Annotated in this window: 20 protein-coding genes and 1 pseudogene; 13 read left to right on the top strand and 8 right to left on the bottom strand. The window is 39.3% G+C overall.

The genetic code is table 11. From position 1 onward, the window contains the following. Window positions 1-38: 38 nt before the first annotated feature. The 4 genes from F0342_RS00515 to F0342_RS00500 all read right to left on the bottom strand — a co-directional run bounded on the left by F0342_RS00515 (window position 39) and on the right by F0342_RS00500 (window position 3,787). Window positions 39-1,070, bottom strand: a complete 1,032-nt coding sequence (locus F0342_RS00515) for a C40 family peptidase (protein ID WP_149154116.1) — start codon at window positions 1,068-1,070, stop codon at window positions 39-41. A gap of 27 nt (window positions 1,071-1,097) precedes the next feature. Next, on the bottom strand, window positions 1,098-2,183 hold the full coding sequence (locus F0342_RS00510) for a dipeptide epimerase (RefSeq protein ID WP_149154115.1): 1,086 nt from the start codon (window positions 2,181-2,183) through the stop codon (window positions 1,098-1,100). A gap of 15 nt (window positions 2,184-2,198) precedes the next feature. Further along, window positions 2,199-3,365, bottom strand: coding sequence for a DUF819 family protein (locus F0342_RS00505; RefSeq protein WP_149154114.1), 1,167 nt, complete (start codon window positions 3,363-3,365; stop codon window positions 2,199-2,201). A 104-nt stretch (window positions 3,366-3,469) separates the two neighbouring features. Further along, a complete protein-coding gene (locus tag F0342_RS00500) occupies window positions 3,470-3,787 on the bottom strand; it encodes a DUF3870 domain-containing protein (protein ID WP_149154113.1) in 318 nt (105 codons plus the stop codon). Between the two features lie 288 nt (window positions 3,788-4,075). Here F0342_RS00500 and F0342_RS00495 point away from each other — a divergent pair, with 288 nt between their 5' ends. From F0342_RS00495 to F0342_RS00465, 8 genes are all read left to right on the top strand, one after another. Then, window positions 4,076-4,267 (top strand): hypothetical protein, encoded by a 192-nt coding sequence (locus F0342_RS00495; protein WP_149154112.1) that lies wholly within the window; start codon window positions 4,076-4,078, stop codon window positions 4,265-4,267. A 298-nt stretch (window positions 4,268-4,565) separates the two neighbouring features. Then, window positions 4,566-4,775: a hypothetical protein gene (locus F0342_RS00490; protein ID WP_149154111.1), complete on the top strand. Its 210-nt coding sequence runs from the start codon at window positions 4,566-4,568 to the stop codon at window positions 4,773-4,775. A gap of 282 nt (window positions 4,776-5,057) precedes the next feature. Next, window positions 5,058-5,567: a DinB family protein gene (locus F0342_RS00485; RefSeq protein WP_149154110.1), complete on the top strand. Its 510-nt coding sequence runs from the start codon at window positions 5,058-5,060 to the stop codon at window positions 5,565-5,567. Between the two features lie 257 nt (window positions 5,568-5,824). Beyond that, window positions 5,825-6,022: a hypothetical protein gene (locus F0342_RS00480; protein ID WP_149154109.1), complete on the top strand. Its 198-nt coding sequence runs from the start codon at window positions 5,825-5,827 to the stop codon at window positions 6,020-6,022. Next, on the top strand, window positions 6,009-6,179 hold the full coding sequence (locus tag F0342_RS24580; RefSeq protein ID WP_188048343.1) for a hypothetical protein: 171 nt from the start codon (window positions 6,009-6,011) through the stop codon (window positions 6,177-6,179). The genes F0342_RS00480 and F0342_RS24580 overlap by 14 nt, the downstream gene beginning before the upstream one ends. A 178-nt stretch (window positions 6,180-6,357) precedes the next feature. Then, the gene (locus tag F0342_RS00475; protein ID WP_149154108.1) at window positions 6,358-6,801 is read left to right on the top strand and encodes a GNAT family N-acetyltransferase; all 444 of its coding nucleotides are present in this window, start codon (window positions 6,358-6,360) and stop codon (window positions 6,799-6,801) included. Between the two features lie 734 nt (window positions 6,802-7,535). Continuing rightward, entirely contained in the window at window positions 7,536-7,973 is a 438-nt protein-coding gene (locus F0342_RS00470) for a DUF4275 family protein (RefSeq protein WP_149154107.1), read from the top strand. 141 nt (window positions 7,974-8,114) lie between these two features. Next, a complete protein-coding gene (locus tag F0342_RS00465) occupies window positions 8,115-9,260 on the top strand; it encodes a serine hydrolase domain-containing protein (protein WP_188048342.1) in 1,146 nt (381 codons plus the stop codon). A 73-nt stretch (window positions 9,261-9,333) separates the two neighbouring features. Here F0342_RS00465 and F0342_RS00460 read toward each other — a convergent pair whose 3' ends face one another. The 4 genes from F0342_RS00460 to F0342_RS00445 all read right to left on the bottom strand — a co-directional run bounded on the left by F0342_RS00460 (window position 9,334) and on the right by F0342_RS00445 (window position 12,633). After that, window positions 9,334-10,524 (bottom strand): MFS transporter, encoded by a 1,191-nt coding sequence (locus F0342_RS00460; protein ID WP_149154105.1) that lies wholly within the window; start codon window positions 10,522-10,524, stop codon window positions 9,334-9,336. Window positions 10,525-10,762: 238 nt separating this feature from the next. Continuing rightward, complete coding sequence (locus F0342_RS00455; RefSeq protein WP_262481578.1) at window positions 10,763-11,068, bottom strand: hypothetical protein; 306 nt, start codon at window positions 11,066-11,068, stop codon at window positions 10,763-10,765. A gap of 14 nt (window positions 11,069-11,082) precedes the next feature. Continuing rightward, on the bottom strand, window positions 11,083-11,706 hold the full coding sequence (locus F0342_RS00450; protein ID WP_149154104.1) for an HNH endonuclease family protein: 624 nt from the start codon (window positions 11,704-11,706) through the stop codon (window positions 11,083-11,085). A 651-nt stretch (window positions 11,707-12,357) separates the two neighbouring features. After that, window positions 12,358-12,633 (bottom strand): hypothetical protein, encoded by a 276-nt coding sequence (locus tag F0342_RS00445; RefSeq protein ID WP_149154103.1) that lies wholly within the window; start codon window positions 12,631-12,633, stop codon window positions 12,358-12,360. 1,296 nt (window positions 12,634-13,929) lie between these two features. On the opposite strand from F0342_RS00445, the gene F0342_RS00440 reads away from it, so the two are divergent. The 5 genes and pseudogenes from F0342_RS00440 to F0342_RS00425 all read left to right on the top strand — a co-directional run bounded on the left by F0342_RS00440 (window position 13,930) and on the right by F0342_RS00425 (window position 16,863). Beyond that, entirely contained in the window at window positions 13,930-14,439 is a 510-nt protein-coding gene (locus F0342_RS00440; RefSeq protein ID WP_149154102.1) for a MepB family protein, read from the top strand. Window positions 14,440-14,577: 138 nt separating this feature from the next. After that, window positions 14,578-14,739 carry a hypothetical protein gene (locus F0342_RS24575; RefSeq protein ID WP_188048341.1) on the top strand — a complete coding sequence of 54 codons (162 nt, stop codon included), beginning with the start codon at window positions 14,578-14,580 and terminating at the stop codon, window positions 14,737-14,739. Between the two features lie 124 nt (window positions 14,740-14,863). Then, on the top strand, window positions 14,864-15,418 hold the full coding sequence (locus F0342_RS00435) for a cysteine hydrolase family protein (RefSeq protein WP_149154101.1): 555 nt from the start codon (window positions 14,864-14,866) through the stop codon (window positions 15,416-15,418). 125 nt (window positions 15,419-15,543) lie between these two features. After that, window positions 15,544-15,813, top strand: coding sequence for a hypothetical protein (locus F0342_RS00430; RefSeq protein ID WP_149154100.1), 270 nt, complete (start codon window positions 15,544-15,546; stop codon window positions 15,811-15,813). A 319-nt stretch (window positions 15,814-16,132) separates the two neighbouring features. Then, window positions 16,133-16,863: pseudogene (locus F0342_RS00425) on the top strand (class I SAM-dependent methyltransferase). Window positions 16,864-16,952 lie beyond the last annotated feature (89 nt).

Here is a 16,952-nt window from a genome sequence, read left to right as displayed (position 1 = left end):
TGTTGGCTAGAATATCTAGTTTTCTCTATTATTCTCTATTATTCTTCCCAGTAGCGACGGGCACCTGAGAATTCTTCAATATATCCGGGAGTGTTCAAAGGGATAATTTCGACGTTCTTAGATGCGTTAGGGGCATGAATCATCAGACCGTCACCGATATACATGGAGACGTGATGAACGGATCCACTTCCGTTGTTGCTTGCAAAGAATAATAGGTCGCCGGGTTGAATTTCATCCTTGTTGACTTCTTTACCATTCTGAGATTGGGGAGAAGAGTCCCGTGGAAGCGTGATGCCAAAAGCCTTGTGAATCGAGTAGGTGAATCCTGAGCAATCGAACCCGAAACCGGATACACCGGCCCACAAATAGCGTAGTCCAAGGAACTTCTTCGCTGTTTCAAGTAAATCTTCTTGTGTTGCCTTTGGGATATCGGCTTCTGATTGATAAATCGCAACATCCTCTTTCTTCATAAATTTGTTTCCATCATTAGGAGTTGCGACCATGACGACATCTCCATACTCTTTCAGCACAGGCAGGCGAGTATTAAAGCTAATTTCCATAAATGAATTTTTTAGCTCTTTACCGTCATATAACCAGGCTGTAGGACTGGTTACCATCATAAACGGAGAATTGGTGAAATTGTCTAAGCGCTTTTCCAATGTCAATTGTTCCTTTGGCATCCAGCCTGGATAACCTAAAGGATTGCGTGGAGTAGGCTGACCGTCTATCGCGACTTGCACCCAGTCACCGTCCTCTTGTAAGATTGTGACTTTCGTTCCATAGACTGCTTGTGTTTCAAGCTTCCCTGTCAGCCAGCGCCGAACCTCGCTGTCCTCCATATTGGCTGACCATTGCCACGGATCAACCGGATTGCTTAAAGAAGGGGCATCAATATCTCTGACAAGGTGCCTTCCATTCGTTGTCCATTGGGTCGATACGGATACATCGACATAGGCGGTCTTACCTGGTTTAAATGATTCAGGGGCTTTGGCGGATACTTGGAATGCCAATGTTGTTAATAGTAGCGTGGCCGCAATAAAACCCAGCACCCATCTTTTTGTCTTTTTCATGATAAAACTCCTCTCATATTTATATTTTCACGAAGACACATTAAGTGATCTTCGGTGAAGCCCGAGACCCGGCAGGGATGTTAAATGGACCTCATCCCCGATAAATTCGATTCCATCAAAATCCTGGTTAGCTAACCAGAGCGGTGCATCCAAGTCGATTTTTTGAATGTTTGGATGAGCTGTCGCAATATGGGCGGCTGCAAGTACAGAAATAGAAGATTCCATCATACTGCCGATCATGCAAGGGATATTCGCTCTTTCCGCCATATCGGCAATTTGCATCGCTCTTCTGATTCCGCCCGTTTTCATTAGCTTAATATTCAGAAAGTCCACCGCATCTTCTTTTATCAGGCGCAAGGCATCCTGTGGAGAAAATAGACTTTCATCTGCCATGATCGGTGTATTGACATGCTGTCTGATAAATTTCAATCCATCAATATCACTGGCATGGACCGGCTGTTCAATTAATTCCAATCTCGTATCAGCCTGTTCTAAAGCTTGAATGATCGAGACAGCCTGCCGTGGCGTCCAGCCTTGGTTGGCATCCACACGAATCGAAACGCCTTTTCCCACTTCTTCTCGGATGGCCTTGATTCGTTCTACGTCCTTGATCCAGTCTTTTCCGACTTTAATTTTCAAGGTAGAAAAACCATCCTTGATGATTTGGCGCGCATCCTCACGCATTTCTTCCACCGTTCCAACACTAACGGTCATATCGTTTGTTAAGCTATTCGTTCTTCCGCCAAGATATTGGTAGAGTGGAAGATGAAGATGCTGGCATAAGGCATCATACAGTGCAATTTCCAATGCGGCTTTTGCGCTCGTATTCGCCACACACGAGCGTTCGATCATGAGTGAAAGCTGATGGATATTTCTGATGTCCTGTCCCAATAATAGCGGGGTAAGCACCGTCTTCAAGATTGTTTCAATGCTTTCTTTTGATTCTCCCGTAATGGCGAGTGTCGGTGCAGCAGCTCCAACTCCGATGAGTCCATCCTCCAATCGGACATAGACAAAGACGTTCTCAACTTCCGTGGCGGTCCTAAGCGCTGTTTTAAATGGCTTTTTTAAAGGCAATGATTCTGATTGTAATTGAATGGATTGAATATTCATCGTTATGCTCCTTTCTTATAAGGCAGATAAAATGCTGCTTGCCAAAATACCGAAATACGTCCCTAGTAAACTTCCAAATACACCCATCAAAATACCAACAGGGATGAGTGAACGATGGTAGGTGCCTGCAAGGATGGGAGCAGATGCGACGCCTCCGATATTCGCTAAAGAGGCAATTCCCATTGTAAAAAGGTCAAGCTTGAATAATTTAGCCAAAATGACCATGATCAAGCCATGGAAAAACAGAATCATAAAGCCCGAAATGATATAAATAGGTGCTTGGAATAACTGTGAGAAATCGGCATGAGAGGCGATCAGTGCAATGACAATATAGAGCATCACTTTTGAAAGCTCAAAAGAGCCGGGAACACGTCCGATTTTTGTCATCGCTAATATTAACCCAACAGCTGATGCGATTATGATCGTCCACGTGGTCGCATTAACAGCAGCACCTAACACAGGTAACATGCCGCCTATCTTTGTTGATAAAGCGGAAATGAATAATCCCAAACCTATGAAAGAGAGTAATTCTACAAATCCAAAGCTTTTTGATTCCGTTTCTTCTGAGGTAGCTGCTAGTTCAGTTGTAATCCCCTTCATGTAGCTCGTATCTGTTTTCGTCCACTTATTGAAGACGGCTGAAAAAGGAACGAGCCAGAACATGAACATGACCCAGAACGAGTAATTCACGGTATCCATAATGAGTGCATAGCCGAAAATATTTTCCGGAACATCGAGGATCCCTTGCAAAATCACCATATTCGCAGATCCGCCTGTCCAGCTTGCCGTCAAGGCCGCAAAAGCTTTCCAGGTTCCTTCTGCGTAGAAACCTTTTAATAGAGCATACGTAATCGTGAATCCTGCCACGATACTCAGTGATGCTGCTAAGAAAGTTAAGATCATTTTCGGCCCTAAGCGTATGATTTTCCGCAAATCACATTGCAGAAGCATTAACATCAGCATTGCAGGTAAGAGCAACCCCCTGACCGTACTGTATGTTGTTTCAACAGAGTCACTTGTCGAAAAGACATCAAACGTTTTTAAGAGCGCACAACCAATGTAAATGAGCACAATTCCAGGTACATATTTGAAAAATTTTCCCCCAATCTGTTTTTCTGCAAGAGCAATAATGGCAACAAATGCTATTAACAAGCTAATATAAATCACGCCATCTTGAATCATTTTGTTTCCCCCTTTTAAAATGTTAAAAATAAAAAATCCAGCTATTAGAAAGGGAATACCTTTCTAATAGCTGGATTTAATCTACAAAAATAGAAAAAGCAGCATTAAGTTTCAATGATTTTCATGTATTTGATATGCGCGTTTTTGAAGGCTACGGCCAAAGCCTTTTGGGATGCACCAAAATAACGTGTCTCAATTTCATGTATGACTCTATCCATATTCATCATTGATTGTCCAAAGAATAATTGCTTCACAAAGGATGAAGTCAAAGAAAGGGTACTTGAACAATCGGTATCAACGATCAAATGAGTCGTCCTATCGATGACTAATCCGATATAAAAAGCATTATATTGCTGCATAATCGGATTATTGGATGTGGTCTTTGAGTCCCCAATAATATAAATAGTATCCTTACTGTACACTTTATTTCCTCCTGCGAAATCAAGTATTCCGTTCGATATTCAATCCGAAAAGGAAGGAATGGGCAACGGCATATGCTTCCGCTTACAAATAATATAATACTGCACTCATATACATTTGACAATACAATTTTGAACATTTTGTGAATATACATTTTCTGGTCCCTTTTTGGTGCCTGGTAACGTTTGTGGTCATCAACCAAATTAATCGTTGGGTCGATAGTCTTCCCTGAACTTCGACAAGTTTTTTGACCTATTTTACAGGGGAGTTGTTTCAGACCGCAAAGTAGAATGATAGAAAGTTACGAATACGAGCGGGTCAGCTTTCAAAATGTAACAGATAACGAAGGTAAACGGGTTCTTCTTCTCATTGATAAGAACGGTGTAGAACAATACAAAACCATATTTATCAAAAACACCAGTCGACTTAAAATAATTAAAATAAATGAAGGTCAAATTTTTAATGAAATCTTGGATGAATAATATAAAGTTTCCAAGGTTTTATATTAGAATTAATATGGATTAGGTTAAAATGTGAGGCTTTAAAAATGTGTCAGAGTGTAAGATCGAGTATAAATTTAATTGTTTAGCAAACGAGCGCGATTATTTAACATCGCGCTTTTTTTGCGGAATAAAATCATTGTAAGGATTAAATGTTTTTGAAATAATTGGTATTAAGTTAAAGGGCAGGATAAGGAAGTTGAGAAATTTTTTTCTTTCTATTTCGTATGTTAAGGGAGCGTTCGTAAAATACATAAACTTTGTTAAGGGAGGTATAAAAATGCCAGTAATTCTAACAAGTATTTTTTCAGCTATAATAATTTTTGTTACTGTTTTTTTTATGAATAAAGTATTAAGTATAGCTTATCAAAGAAAAGAAATTTCGATTTTAAAATACAGAGTTCTAGCAACTTCTTTTATAGTAGTAAGTGTGTTAATTGCTTCGATCTTACCTTTTGGTTATCAAAAAATATTTGAAATAATCCTCTAATCATTTAATACCAATACTCGTTTATATACCATTTATTGAATATATGAAAAGAAATACACTTAAATTAAAGGAGGCTTATCCGGAATAAGGATGAGCTTCTTTTTTGTTTAAAGTTTTTCTTGAGTAAACTGCATTAATCAGTTGTACAGAGGTAATAAAGTTGTTAAATTTGCAACTATTTTGCGGTAATGAAATTAAATATCAAAAATAAAGGAAATATCTTCTAGACAGTCGAATATTAGCCTATAACCAGAATTAACTATTCCGATGAGGAGGATCCTTGTGCGTCCACGACCATTATGTATTGAAAATCCTGAGCATGATAAGTATGTTAGTCTTGTGCCGGATGGAGATATTGAAGAAATACTTAGTAAGCAACGAACTAAGACGATTACCCTCTTAAGCAGCGTATCGGAGGAGTCAGCAAGGAGGGCATACGCACCAGGGAAATGGACTTTAAAAGAAGTGATTGGACATATGACCGACTCGGAACGTGTGATGTCGTATCGAATGCTTGCCATTGCACGAAATGAAAGTGCATCACTCCCAGCAATGGAACAGGATCAATATGTTTCTTCGGCAAACTTCAACAAATTATCCTGGGAGCAGTTACTAGCTGGTTTAGACATAGTACGCTCCAACACGTTAAGCCTTATTTCAACCATTGATGATGCAGCATGGGTTCGTAATGGAACTGTAATGAACAGCCCAGTTTCGGTAGGTACCATTGCATATGGAATTGTCGGGCACGAGTTACACCATATGAAAGTGATTAATGATAAATACTTATAAGCCTTTTTCTATTAATGAAAAACCTAATTTCTCATTTAATGCTGAAAAATTAGGTTTTTTAATATTGAACCTTCCTGCAAATTCCTGACGCTATCCCTTATAACTGCATCGGATGTTCCTGATGGAATTACGGAGATGAGCAAGAAAGAAATTAAGAAGAGTGCTGGAAAACTTCATAGTAATAGGAATATAGGGAGTCATTAAAGTGGTTTAAAGAAAGTGGTCTAGAGGTAAGCGATCTAGTGGCAGGGTTGCATATGGAGGAACTGGTATTTAAAAATGGAAAAACATTTAGTAATATTAATCACATAGCATTTAATGGAATATCTGCAGATAAAAAGACACTTGAGTTTAGTCCGTGTGTGCATGCTTCTGTTTGGGCGTTAATAAACGTTATCGAAGGGGTGGCATGTTCAGCAATATGCGGTTATGTTTTTGCATATGCCTGCTCATAAAAGAGAGGTGATTAAAATAGGAAAGAGGATATTTTGGGCACTAAACTGTGTTATTGCAGGATTATTGATTGGATATGGATTGTTTATGGTTACAATATCAGATGTCGTTAAGCTTGGAATGGTATTAGCATGGTGGGTGCCTCTCATGCTGTTTTAAGCCTTTGGGGATACAAAAAGTTTGTCGGCAAAGGCATATTCCACATGAAGTAAACTTTGACAGGTCGGGATGTATAATCCTCGACCTTTTTCTAATTGTGGAATAGAATCGAAAGTAAGTATGGGGACGGTTCTCTAACCCACACAAAAAAACAGTACATAAGAGGTGTCCAATATCAATGAACTGGAAATTAAAGAGCTTTAATGAACTATCCACTCACGAGTTGTACGGGATTTTACTAGTGAGGACCCAGGTCTTTGTGGTGGAACAGCATTGTCCCTACTTGGAAGTGGATGGGAAGGATCTGCACGCGTATCATCTTTATAAAGAAGAAAACGGGGAGGTGGTTGCTTATGCAAGACTTTTACCGGCAGGTGTTTCGTATAAAGAACCGTCCATTGGCAGAGTTCTTGTGAAGGATGAATATCGTGGTAAAGGACTGGCAAGTGAATTAGTAAAAAGAGGATTGGATTTCATTCTTGATGAATTAGGGGAAAGAACGGTGAGGATTCAGGCTCAGGAATATTTGCGGGAGTTCTATGGATCATATGGATTCAGGGCGATAACGAAAACCTATCTGGATGATGGCATCCCCCATATCGATATGATTTTGCAAAAGTAATGGATCCCTTTCTGTAACATGGAACCGAACAAACACTTTTCTTAGCAATGGATAGATTGTACTACACCCTTCTCGCTGACGGCTTACTATTAACATCCCATTCTCTTAGAATGAGACGTTGATATATAAATTTACATACAGGAGACATTCCCATGTTGAAGAAATCGATGTTGTTTGTTTTTGCACTGGTTCTATCGTTCGCTTTATTCCTGCCGACCGCTTTGCGTTTCCGCCTGGCACACCATCCAAGTCCACTTCCCAATCACAACTGAACGCTCTGAACGTTAACCCAGGCACGTTGATTGAATGAAAAGGTAAAAATGTCAGACAAACTGATTAGTCTGTCTGGCAACTTCATTACAATCGTATATTAGACTCATCAGCTGAAGTGATTTATTAAAGGGGATTGTCCATAAGTTGAGTGCGCTTCTACTTGAAATGATAGTGGATTGAATAACCTTCTAACAAGTTGAAATTTTGTGAATCATCACACTTTTCAAAGGTTGAATCCTTCTTCCTATTCCTTTAGGATCATGTATTCATCAGGGTTCGGCTTTGAGTGAGTCGTTACACCTACAGGACGGTGGTCACCGTTTTCTTTATGTGATTGAAAAGCAAGAGATAAAAAGGGTGGAATTATTGGAGTTGATTTGAAATAATTGGTATTGAGTGGAATAGGATACTTGAAGAAGAGTCCTGGATTTAATGGGAGATTTACTTATGGAGGAACAAAGATGAACGACCTATACGATAGACTTAAAGCTCAGAAGATAAAGATCATCGAAATGCCAAAATGGGGTCCGTACTTACGAAAGAAATGGGAAGATCAATTTGCGGCTCATTTAAGCGAAGAAGATAAGAAATCGATTTTCCTTCATGATACTGGTGGTTCATGTGGCTATCTATGGCACCTGTTCAGTTATATGAAAAAAGATTGTCTGGAAAGAGACAAAGCGGAAGTAGCTTTTACTAAACAACTAAAGAATGATTGCTATGTGTTTTATCAACATTCAGATTATGCTCTTCTTCTAGAAAAAGCCTCGATGCTTAAAACAGATGACTTAATAGAGGAACAAGATATTTATATAGTAGATAAGGGATTCAAGTGGACTTATATACAAACACACGAAATAGGGTATTGTGGTCCATATTTTAGCAGTAATACGGATTGAATGTCGGCAGCGATTCAATCCAAAGTGGAGAACAGTAGAGACAAGTTGAGGCCCCTTACAAATTTTGATTTTTTCGCGGTCTGAATCCTTTTTTGAATAAGAGATACTACAGGACTTAGAAATACATGTATGGAGGTTCGTATGAAATCATGTAATGAACAATATAACCCAATAACAGAATACATAAATGACCTGCTTCATGATCACCAGGGAGTCGGAGTAAGCGTTGCTATTGTGAAAGACTCAGAGACGATTTATTCTAAAGGTTTTGGGAACGCCCGGATCGGAAACGCAGAACGCCAGATTGATGGCGATACATGGATGAGCATTCAAAGTATATCCAAGAACTTTATGGCCCTTTCCATTATGCAGCTTGTAGAGAAGAATTTAATTGGATTGGACGATGCGGTTGTTACCTATTTGCCGTACTTCCGAACGAAGAATAAAGAGCATAGTGACGCGATCACGATCAGGCATGTGTTGTCTCATACGGCAGGTTTTCCTTCAGAAGTAGGAATCGCCAATATGATTGCTCCGAATGTAAGAGAAATATTCTCAGATACACCGACGGAATTTCAAGAAGCATTGGATCATTATCAGCTGACAGAAGAAGAGATTTCTAGTATAAAAAATCGCGAAGATATCACGAAATGGTTTGAAAAAGTAGAATTGGAATACCCGCCAGGAGAGGGATGGAATTATTGCACAGATGCGTATGTGATTCTTGCCGATCTGTTTGAAAAGGTGACAGGAAGCAAATGGGAAGCATCCCTTACCGATGACATCCTCACACCCCTGGGTATGAAACGGACAACGAGTGACTCACATGTGGTGGAAATAGATCAGAACAGTGCCAGATATTATGTAGGCGAGGGTAAAATAGAAACGCCTTTTCCCATCAACCCAATCTCGGCGCCAATCGGGTATTTGTATTCAACCGCCAATGATTTAGGCAAGTATTTAACATTCCATTTGAATAAAGAATCTACTGTTTTACAATCAGATTTAATAGGCGAAATGCAAAAGCCCATCCATCTTGTAAGCGAAGAATGGAGGGCGCCTGGATGTGATGTCAGGAGCTATGGACTTGCATGGTTTACAGATACTTATAGGGGATATAAAATCGTTGAACATGGGGGAGGTCAGTTAGGTGTAAGATCCCTGATGACCATGGTATCTGAGCTCAATCTGGGAGTGGTGGTTTTATTGAATTTTGACGGGACTATTCATCATGATATTTGTGATAAGATCATGGACGTTTTTATTGATTCATCACATGACGTTTAGGAGAAGTTTGGGGCCAGACCCTCAACACGTTATAGCGTGTTGAGGATCTGGCCCCCTTTTTCTTTTTCGCAATTTACGCTAATCTCTCATGCTTCCGATCCAATCGATAACTCAAGAAAGTCAACAGACTCGCACAAAGCGCAACCACACCACCGACAAGTGACACATTCATCAATGGCCCTTGATGGTAGACAAGCCCTCCGAGTGCCGATCCCATGGCGATACCGACATTGCTTGCAACGGGCATCAAGGAAGCGGCGAGTCCTGTCGCTTTAGGTTGATACACACCGGCAAGGTCAATTAAGTAAAGCTGGGTTGAGGTGGTTAGCAGGATCGCCATCAAGGACATCAGGCCAATGTTGATCAAGCCGATGATAAAATGGCCGGTCGTAAAGTACAATCCGATCAGGACAAAGGCCTGGATAAGGAAAACGAATCGGAGGCGTCCGATGGCATTGTGACTGGCAATCTTTCCGGCCAGTATGTTACTGAAGATCGATATGAATCCGTAGGCGAACAGGATCAAGCTGATGGAGTCGCCTGGTGCTCCCATCATGTCCAGAATCGGGACAAGATACGTAAATACCGCATAGGTTGCGCCGAACCCAAGAGCCGGGATAAAGAAAGCCATCAAGATCCGTGGGTGAGTCAATAAAGAAAACTGATCACGCATGGAACTGCGGTATTGACTGAGCTTACTGGGCAAATTCATAAAAGATGCCAAAAAGGCAACCACACCAAGAATCGTCGTCAAAAGGAATGTGGCATGCCAGTCGTACCACTCCGCGATGACCGTACCGATGGGAACTCCGATCACGTTTGCCAGAGTGAATCCACCGAAAACGAAGGAAATGGCCACTCCGCGTTTTGTCACTGGAATCGCTTCGCTCGCGATTGTCATGGCAAGGGAAATTGAAACGCCTGTGACAATGGCTGTCAGCATTCGGAGTACCAGGAGCATGATGTAACTTGTCGAAATCACGCACAAAGCATTCAGAATGATGAATGACCCTATCAAAAACAACATCCATTTACGCTTTGGAAAATGGCTTGTTGCGGACATGACGATCGGGGTGGCGATGGCAAAGGTAATCGCAAACGCTGATACAAGCGTACCTGCCGTTGCGTTCGTTATATGAAGGCTCGAGGAAATCTCCGTTAAGATCCCGACGATGACAAATTCGCTTGTCCCGAGAACAAATGTCAGTAACGAAAGTGTGAAGATGAGAAACCAATGTTGTTTGGATAATACAGTCTCTTGCATAAGTACCTCTTTTCTAAGATGAATATACATAAGTATTTGTTATGGCAAACAATTTAATCATCATACCATAAAATTTTTAAATGAAGCATCCCTCACAGTAAAAACAAAACACAAATAAGGCAGGACTCAACGATGTTGTCCTGCCACGTGTAATCATCCGGATTGATTTATATTCTTCTACTCAAGTGCCGGGGGCAGGCATCGTTTTTTGAAAGGGGTTTTGCTATGTCCCTCTGTTTCAAGGACGCGCCAACACATTCACAAGCATTTCATGAACCACTTTATGATCACGTATATCATGCAAACGATACTCCTCACCCGGCAGCGAATACCACTCCTCAGCCCCAACATATGTCACAGCAAGAGTCAGCACGCCATCATTATCGCAGGTGGTGACAAGTTCAAGCTCACCGCTGATCACGCCGACCTCAGAGGTCATGACACCATGGGTTGCGGTGAAAATCGTTGATATCTTATCCATATGTATTCCTCCACTATTGTGTTTGGTATGAACAATGCCCGTACGAGCCGGTCGTACGGGCATTGCTGTTATTCAAATCAGTAAACGCAGCTGTTCAGCATGCCCTGAAGTGCGGTTTTCTCTGAAGATTGCAGGCTTAAACCCCATTTGTACTTGGTACTGATCCACCACTTAGAGTAACCACAGTCTGCTCCGGAACGCGGTGGCTGCCACGTCGATGGATCCTGGTCGCCTTTGGAGCGGTTGGAGCTGGCACTCACCGCAATTAGTTGCGGGCCGCTCAGGTCGTTGGCGAAGTCTTCGCGCTTCTGTGTCGACCAACTGCTGGCACCGGAACGCCACGCTTCAGCAAGGGGGACGACGTGATCGATATCAAGGTCGGAAGGATCGTAGAAGGTGACACCGTCATAGTAGCTGTACCATTTGCCGGACGTCACAGGGCAGCTGCCGCTGTAGTAGTCAGCATCACGCTGGAGCACTAACTGACGGGTGTCGCAGCCACTGCCTTGCCCGATCCAGTGCGGAAATTTGTCCCTGGAGTAGCCGGTCATGGAGCTTTCGGACTTCACGGTCAGAGCGTTCAGTTGTGATTGGGCCGTAGACTTGGACGGTGTGCCAGGCGGAAACGCAAAGGCGGTCGGCAGGAATAAAGCGAATGAGAGAACCAGTGCAAAAACAAACAACATCGATTTCTTCAACATGGGAATGCCTCCTGTATGTAAATTTATATATCAACCCCTTATTCTTAGAGAATGAGAGGTTAATAGTAAGACAAAGATGGCAATCAAAGTGAAATGTGGAACGGTCACGATTTAGAACGATTAGGGACTGTTTAAAAGCAAGACTGGTTGAAATAGTTTTCAATGGGGATTGGCAATTAGTTGAATATGCCTCTACTTGCAATGATAGTGTACGGAGTTATTATTTCTCAAGTTAATTTCTTGTAAAGAATCTGTCGGAAAATGTTAATAAATGTAGTCATCAAAGCAGATGTTGGAATGGTGCTTGGGTATGAATGATGGTTTATTCTAAGTTCGATAGCGGTGTCAATTTTAAGTATGATGATACCGTTCAAAAAAGACAATGGGACATAAGTACATATTTGTTAGGGAAAGTACTTCTGGTTTTATACTAGGTGAATTCCGAGTGATATTATAGTTATTCTGCAATCGGGTCACTAAATTGAAGATCAATCCAGGGTTGATAAATGGATAGACCATATTATTTCTTTTGTCTATCTTGCAGAAGTTCGGAAGTGAGAAAAGAGCCACCTCCTTATTTCTTTAAAAGGATTGGCTCTTTTACTTTTTTAGTTCTAATATCAATTTATATTACTTTGCAATTAATTGGTATTAGTTTTCTTCTGGGTTGGGATCATTTTCGTCTATTCCATCACCGTCTGGATCTTCAAACGGCTCTTCTAGGTCTTCTTCAAGCTCTTCTGCAGGAGTTTCTCCTGGGTCTGGATCTTGCTCTTCTTCGGGTGCCGGATTCGGTTCTGGTTGTTGATCTTGATCTCCATTTTGTTCTGTTTCAGGAGGTGGTGGGTCCTGATCCCCAAAGTTACATCCAACTAACATAGCAGAAATGAACATACTTGTTAGCAAGAGAAGCCACTTTTTATTCACATTCATTCTCCTTTCTAAATTTAAATTAGATCTTTCAGATCTATAGTTATTGTTTCCCCGAAGCATGAAATTATTATGAGAACTTTAGAGTTTACTTAAAAAATCTCTATTGGGATAAAGTTTAGTTAGTTATACAAAAATTAGATTTGGTGAATTAACAAATCCAAAAATAAAGATACCTCCAAATTAATATTTGAAGGTATCCATTTTAGAAAGGAGCATGAGCTAATTGCTTCCCGTTTATTAGTTTGTTCATTTGCTTTGAATGTATTCCCGTAGTTTAAAATTAAATCCCTGATTCCAAAGTCTGTTAAACTCAATCAGGATAACATAACCAAAACGTAAATAAAGTTTGTTAAAACGCCACCCCCTTCTCTAACTTTGGCGTTTTATCGTTTTTTATCATTTTTGAATGACTATAGAACATGGAAGAATCAATTTTTCAGCTTCCGGCGAAGTCAAATGATTTATTTAATCTACCCAATTTTAATCACTGATCTAACAAAAAAAGAAGCAGATCTAATTCCTATGTGAATTAGACTGCTATGTCTGGTTCAATTGCTGTTTCTCTCCCTAAACGGAGTGTCCTGAGTAGGCAAGCAAAACGGACAAAATCATATCTACCTGGCGGCCTTTAATATGAATTATATCCAAAAACTTCACAGACATTAATTATAGGAATAGACATCGAGAAATTCAAACGTTTAGGTAATGGAAGTGTCAAATATGTTTGACACTTCTTTTTCCATATTTTATCATATTTTCAAAGAAGTTTAAATAATATGATACTACTTCAAAGAGTTAAATCGTTTTTCAATTATAGAGGGCAAAAGCTGACGTTTGAGTAGCAGATTATTCTATATTCCGTTATTGGACTGTTAAAGAAATAATGGAAATATAGGCCGGTAAAAAACTTCGAATTTAAAAAAAGGAGGAGTTGACGTATTATTTTAGAAACGTTCTTTGGTATCATAATTACCTTGATCGTACTTGGACTATGCATTTTAATGGTTTATTGGGGTGTCAATCAAATCATCTATAAAGATACAGAAAAGTCAAAAAAGAAAGATGATAGAGAAATGATAAAGGAAATAAACACTTTAAAACAACGAGTGGAATTGCTCGAAAAAAAATTAGATAAGAACGGGTAAAAGCTTGGCCCGGGCTATCGTTGGGGTCTGACCCTCAACACGTACTTTATGCCATTAAAAGGGGGCTTATCGAGAACACGGTAAGCTCATTTTTTATGAAAACTTATTTGAGTATTGAAAAAATTAAAAGGTTAGGAGTGAAGATGTGAACAATTTTAATAAAGCGTTAACTCATGTAAACAAATTAGTTTATGAACCCAATCAATTAAACGTAAAATCGATTCAAGAAGAAAAACAAAATTCAAATTACGGAGCTGGTACATTTCAATTAGCTTCTTGCTCAGTTCGATTTAGAGTCGCAAAAAAAACACCTAATAAGGTAGGGCAGTTTGTTGCTTTTTGGGAAAAAGATGAAAATGATAAAAATCAGCCATATACATATGAAAAGGCACCCGATTTGTTGGTCATCAATACCTTTTTGAGTAATGATGAATGGGGACAATTTATTTTCCCGAAAGACATTCTTGCCAAACAAAATATTCTTAAAACAAGTGCTACAAAAGGGAAAATGGCCATTAGAGTTTACCCTAGTTGGGATACCCCAACTAGCAAACAAGCGATAAAAACTCAAAAATGGCAGTTACCCTATTTTGTTGATCTGAGTGATACAAATAAATTACCCATAAAAAAAATAGTAGAACTGTATTCGCAGTAAATTAGAAGGTTTAAATTTAATACCGGATATGATCATCGAGAACACGGTAAGCTTTTTTATTGTGAAAATTTGGCTTGAGTAGGATAATGGGATTTGAAATAATTGGTATTGATTTGAAGAACACATGGAGGACAGATGATGGATAATCAATATTTTGTAGGTTGGGGTACACTGGCATTGATAAATGCTGCACTTGCACAAGGTAAAAATAGGAAGGGGTTAAACTGGTTTCTGCTTTCACTTGTAATGGGTCCTTTGGCGACGTTAATTTTGTTATTTGTTGAAAAGAGGGAACGGTAGCATATAAATGAGGGCTCTCGATTCATCAACTATTGAGCGCGTTTATTGAAAAGGTTTATCTCTCTTTTTGTTGAATCTTATAATAAATAAATGACTAACCGAATTTCATAGAGGAGGAAGGATCGTGAATAATAACAGTGCATTGATTATAGTGGATGTTCAGAAAGCATTTGATGACCCAAAATGGGGAGAACGAAATAATGTAAATGCAGAAGAGAATATTAGTGAAATACTAAAGGTTTGGAGGGCGAAAGGAGGACAAGTCATTCACATTCAACACAAGTCAGATCATCCTGATTCTGTATTTTATCCCGACAATAAAGGTTTCACCATAAAGGAATTGGTTAGTCCTCTTGAAGAAGAAGTGGTTATTACCAAGAAAGTGAATAGTAGTTTTATTGGCACCAATTTAGAAGAAACGTTAAATGCAAATCATATTAAAACGGTAATAATAACAGGATTAACCACTCCTCATTGCGTCTCAACAACTACCAGAATGAGCGGGAATTTAGGTTTTGAAACATACCTTATATCCGATGCTACAGCGGCATTTGGAATGGAAGATCAAGATGGCCATTATTATGATCCAGAAATTATACATAATGTGTCTTTGGCTACCTTGAATGATGAATTCGCCACCATACTTTCAACGGAACAATTGCTAAATATGTTGAGTTAATATTTTATCCCTTAATGCTTTAATTGAAGAGGTAAAAGCTCTAATTGTAAATCTGGAAGCCAAATGGTCAGGGAGATCAATAGTGACAATGGCAGCTATTCTTGCAAAGAATGGAGTGACCTTTAATGGAAGAAGATTGGACGAGTAAGGCGATCATAACTCCAATAGTCAAGTATGAGTATGTGAGAATTGATATCTATAATAAAATGGCGGAAGTCAACGTTATTGATCATAAGCATCAAAACATTGTAATGAAATTATTTATTGATATTGATAAGAACGAAATAAAGAAAACAGGATCATTAGGAAATCACCCCTTAGATGAAGTCGAACTCATTGATTCAATAATAGGAAATATAAAATATTTTATTAAGGAAGGGATTTCAATACCTTAGGCATAATACTCCCTGAAAGCACTGGACGGTTCTCCCGATTCAAAAAGCAGTACTAGAAACGTCCTGGTACTTCTCCAAAAGAAGAAATCTCCGTTGGCACGAGTGAGGATTTAAACGTTGTAGAGTTGTGTGGTAGGTTGTTTAATGTAATTGGAGTAACGGTTACACATATAAGTAAGGAATCCTTTTTAAAGTAAGGGGTTACGTTTGGGGAGAGAAAATTCCAAATAGCTTTGAAAATAGCAGGCAAATTCACAATTGAATTGGACCTGCTTTATTTGTTTGGAGGCTAACTAAATATATAAGAGTTGTAAAGGTTATGAAGCAAAATAAGTATGATGATGTAAATTTTTTTCTGCATATAAAAATATGGAACGATCAGTCAAAGGGCTCAAAAGTGCGGGAGAATGGCATGTATTAAAAGAGCTTTTACCCGAACTCCAAAACAAAAGTGTGCTTGATTTGGGATGCGGTTTTGGCTGGCATTGTCGTTATGCTCGTGAACAGCAAGCAAGGTCTGTTATTGGAGTAGATATATCTGAAAAAATGCTTCAACAAGCTCGTGAAATGACTAATGATTCCTTCATTTCATATTTTAAGATGCCTATTGAGGACATTGATTTTTCTAAATCGCTATTTGATGTTGTGATCAGTTCATTGGCTTTTCACTATATAGAGTCCTTTGAAACCATCTGTAAAAAAATCTATGACTGTCTAAAGCCAGGTGGTTCTTTTATATTTTCCGTTGAACATCCAATTTTCACTTCTCGAAATGAACAGGATTGGTATTATGATGACAAAGGGAATCGTTTGCATTGGGCAATTGACAATTACCAATTAGAAGGATTACGTGAAACAACGTTCCTAACTGAAAATGTTATAAAATATCATCGTACATTTTCAACTTATGTCAACGACTTAATTATTGCAGGTTTTAACCTAACGAAAATTAAAGAACCTATTCCCTCTAATGAAATGTTAGAAAGTATGCCCGAAATGAAAGACGAACTCCGTAGACCTATGTTCTTGATAATCTCAGCTGAAAAGTAAATGCGTATCATCGCTCCTACGAAATGTAAGGGCTATTTTCATCTTCCACTAAAGGGTGCTTTAAAAAGACGATAAAAAGATGAAGAGGC

This window comes from Bacillus sp. CH30_1T (assembly GCF_008364765.1).
Lineage (GTDB): Bacteria > Bacillota > Bacilli > Bacillales > Bacillaceae_B > Rossellomorea.
This window is presented reverse-complemented; position numbering and strand designations above follow the sequence as displayed.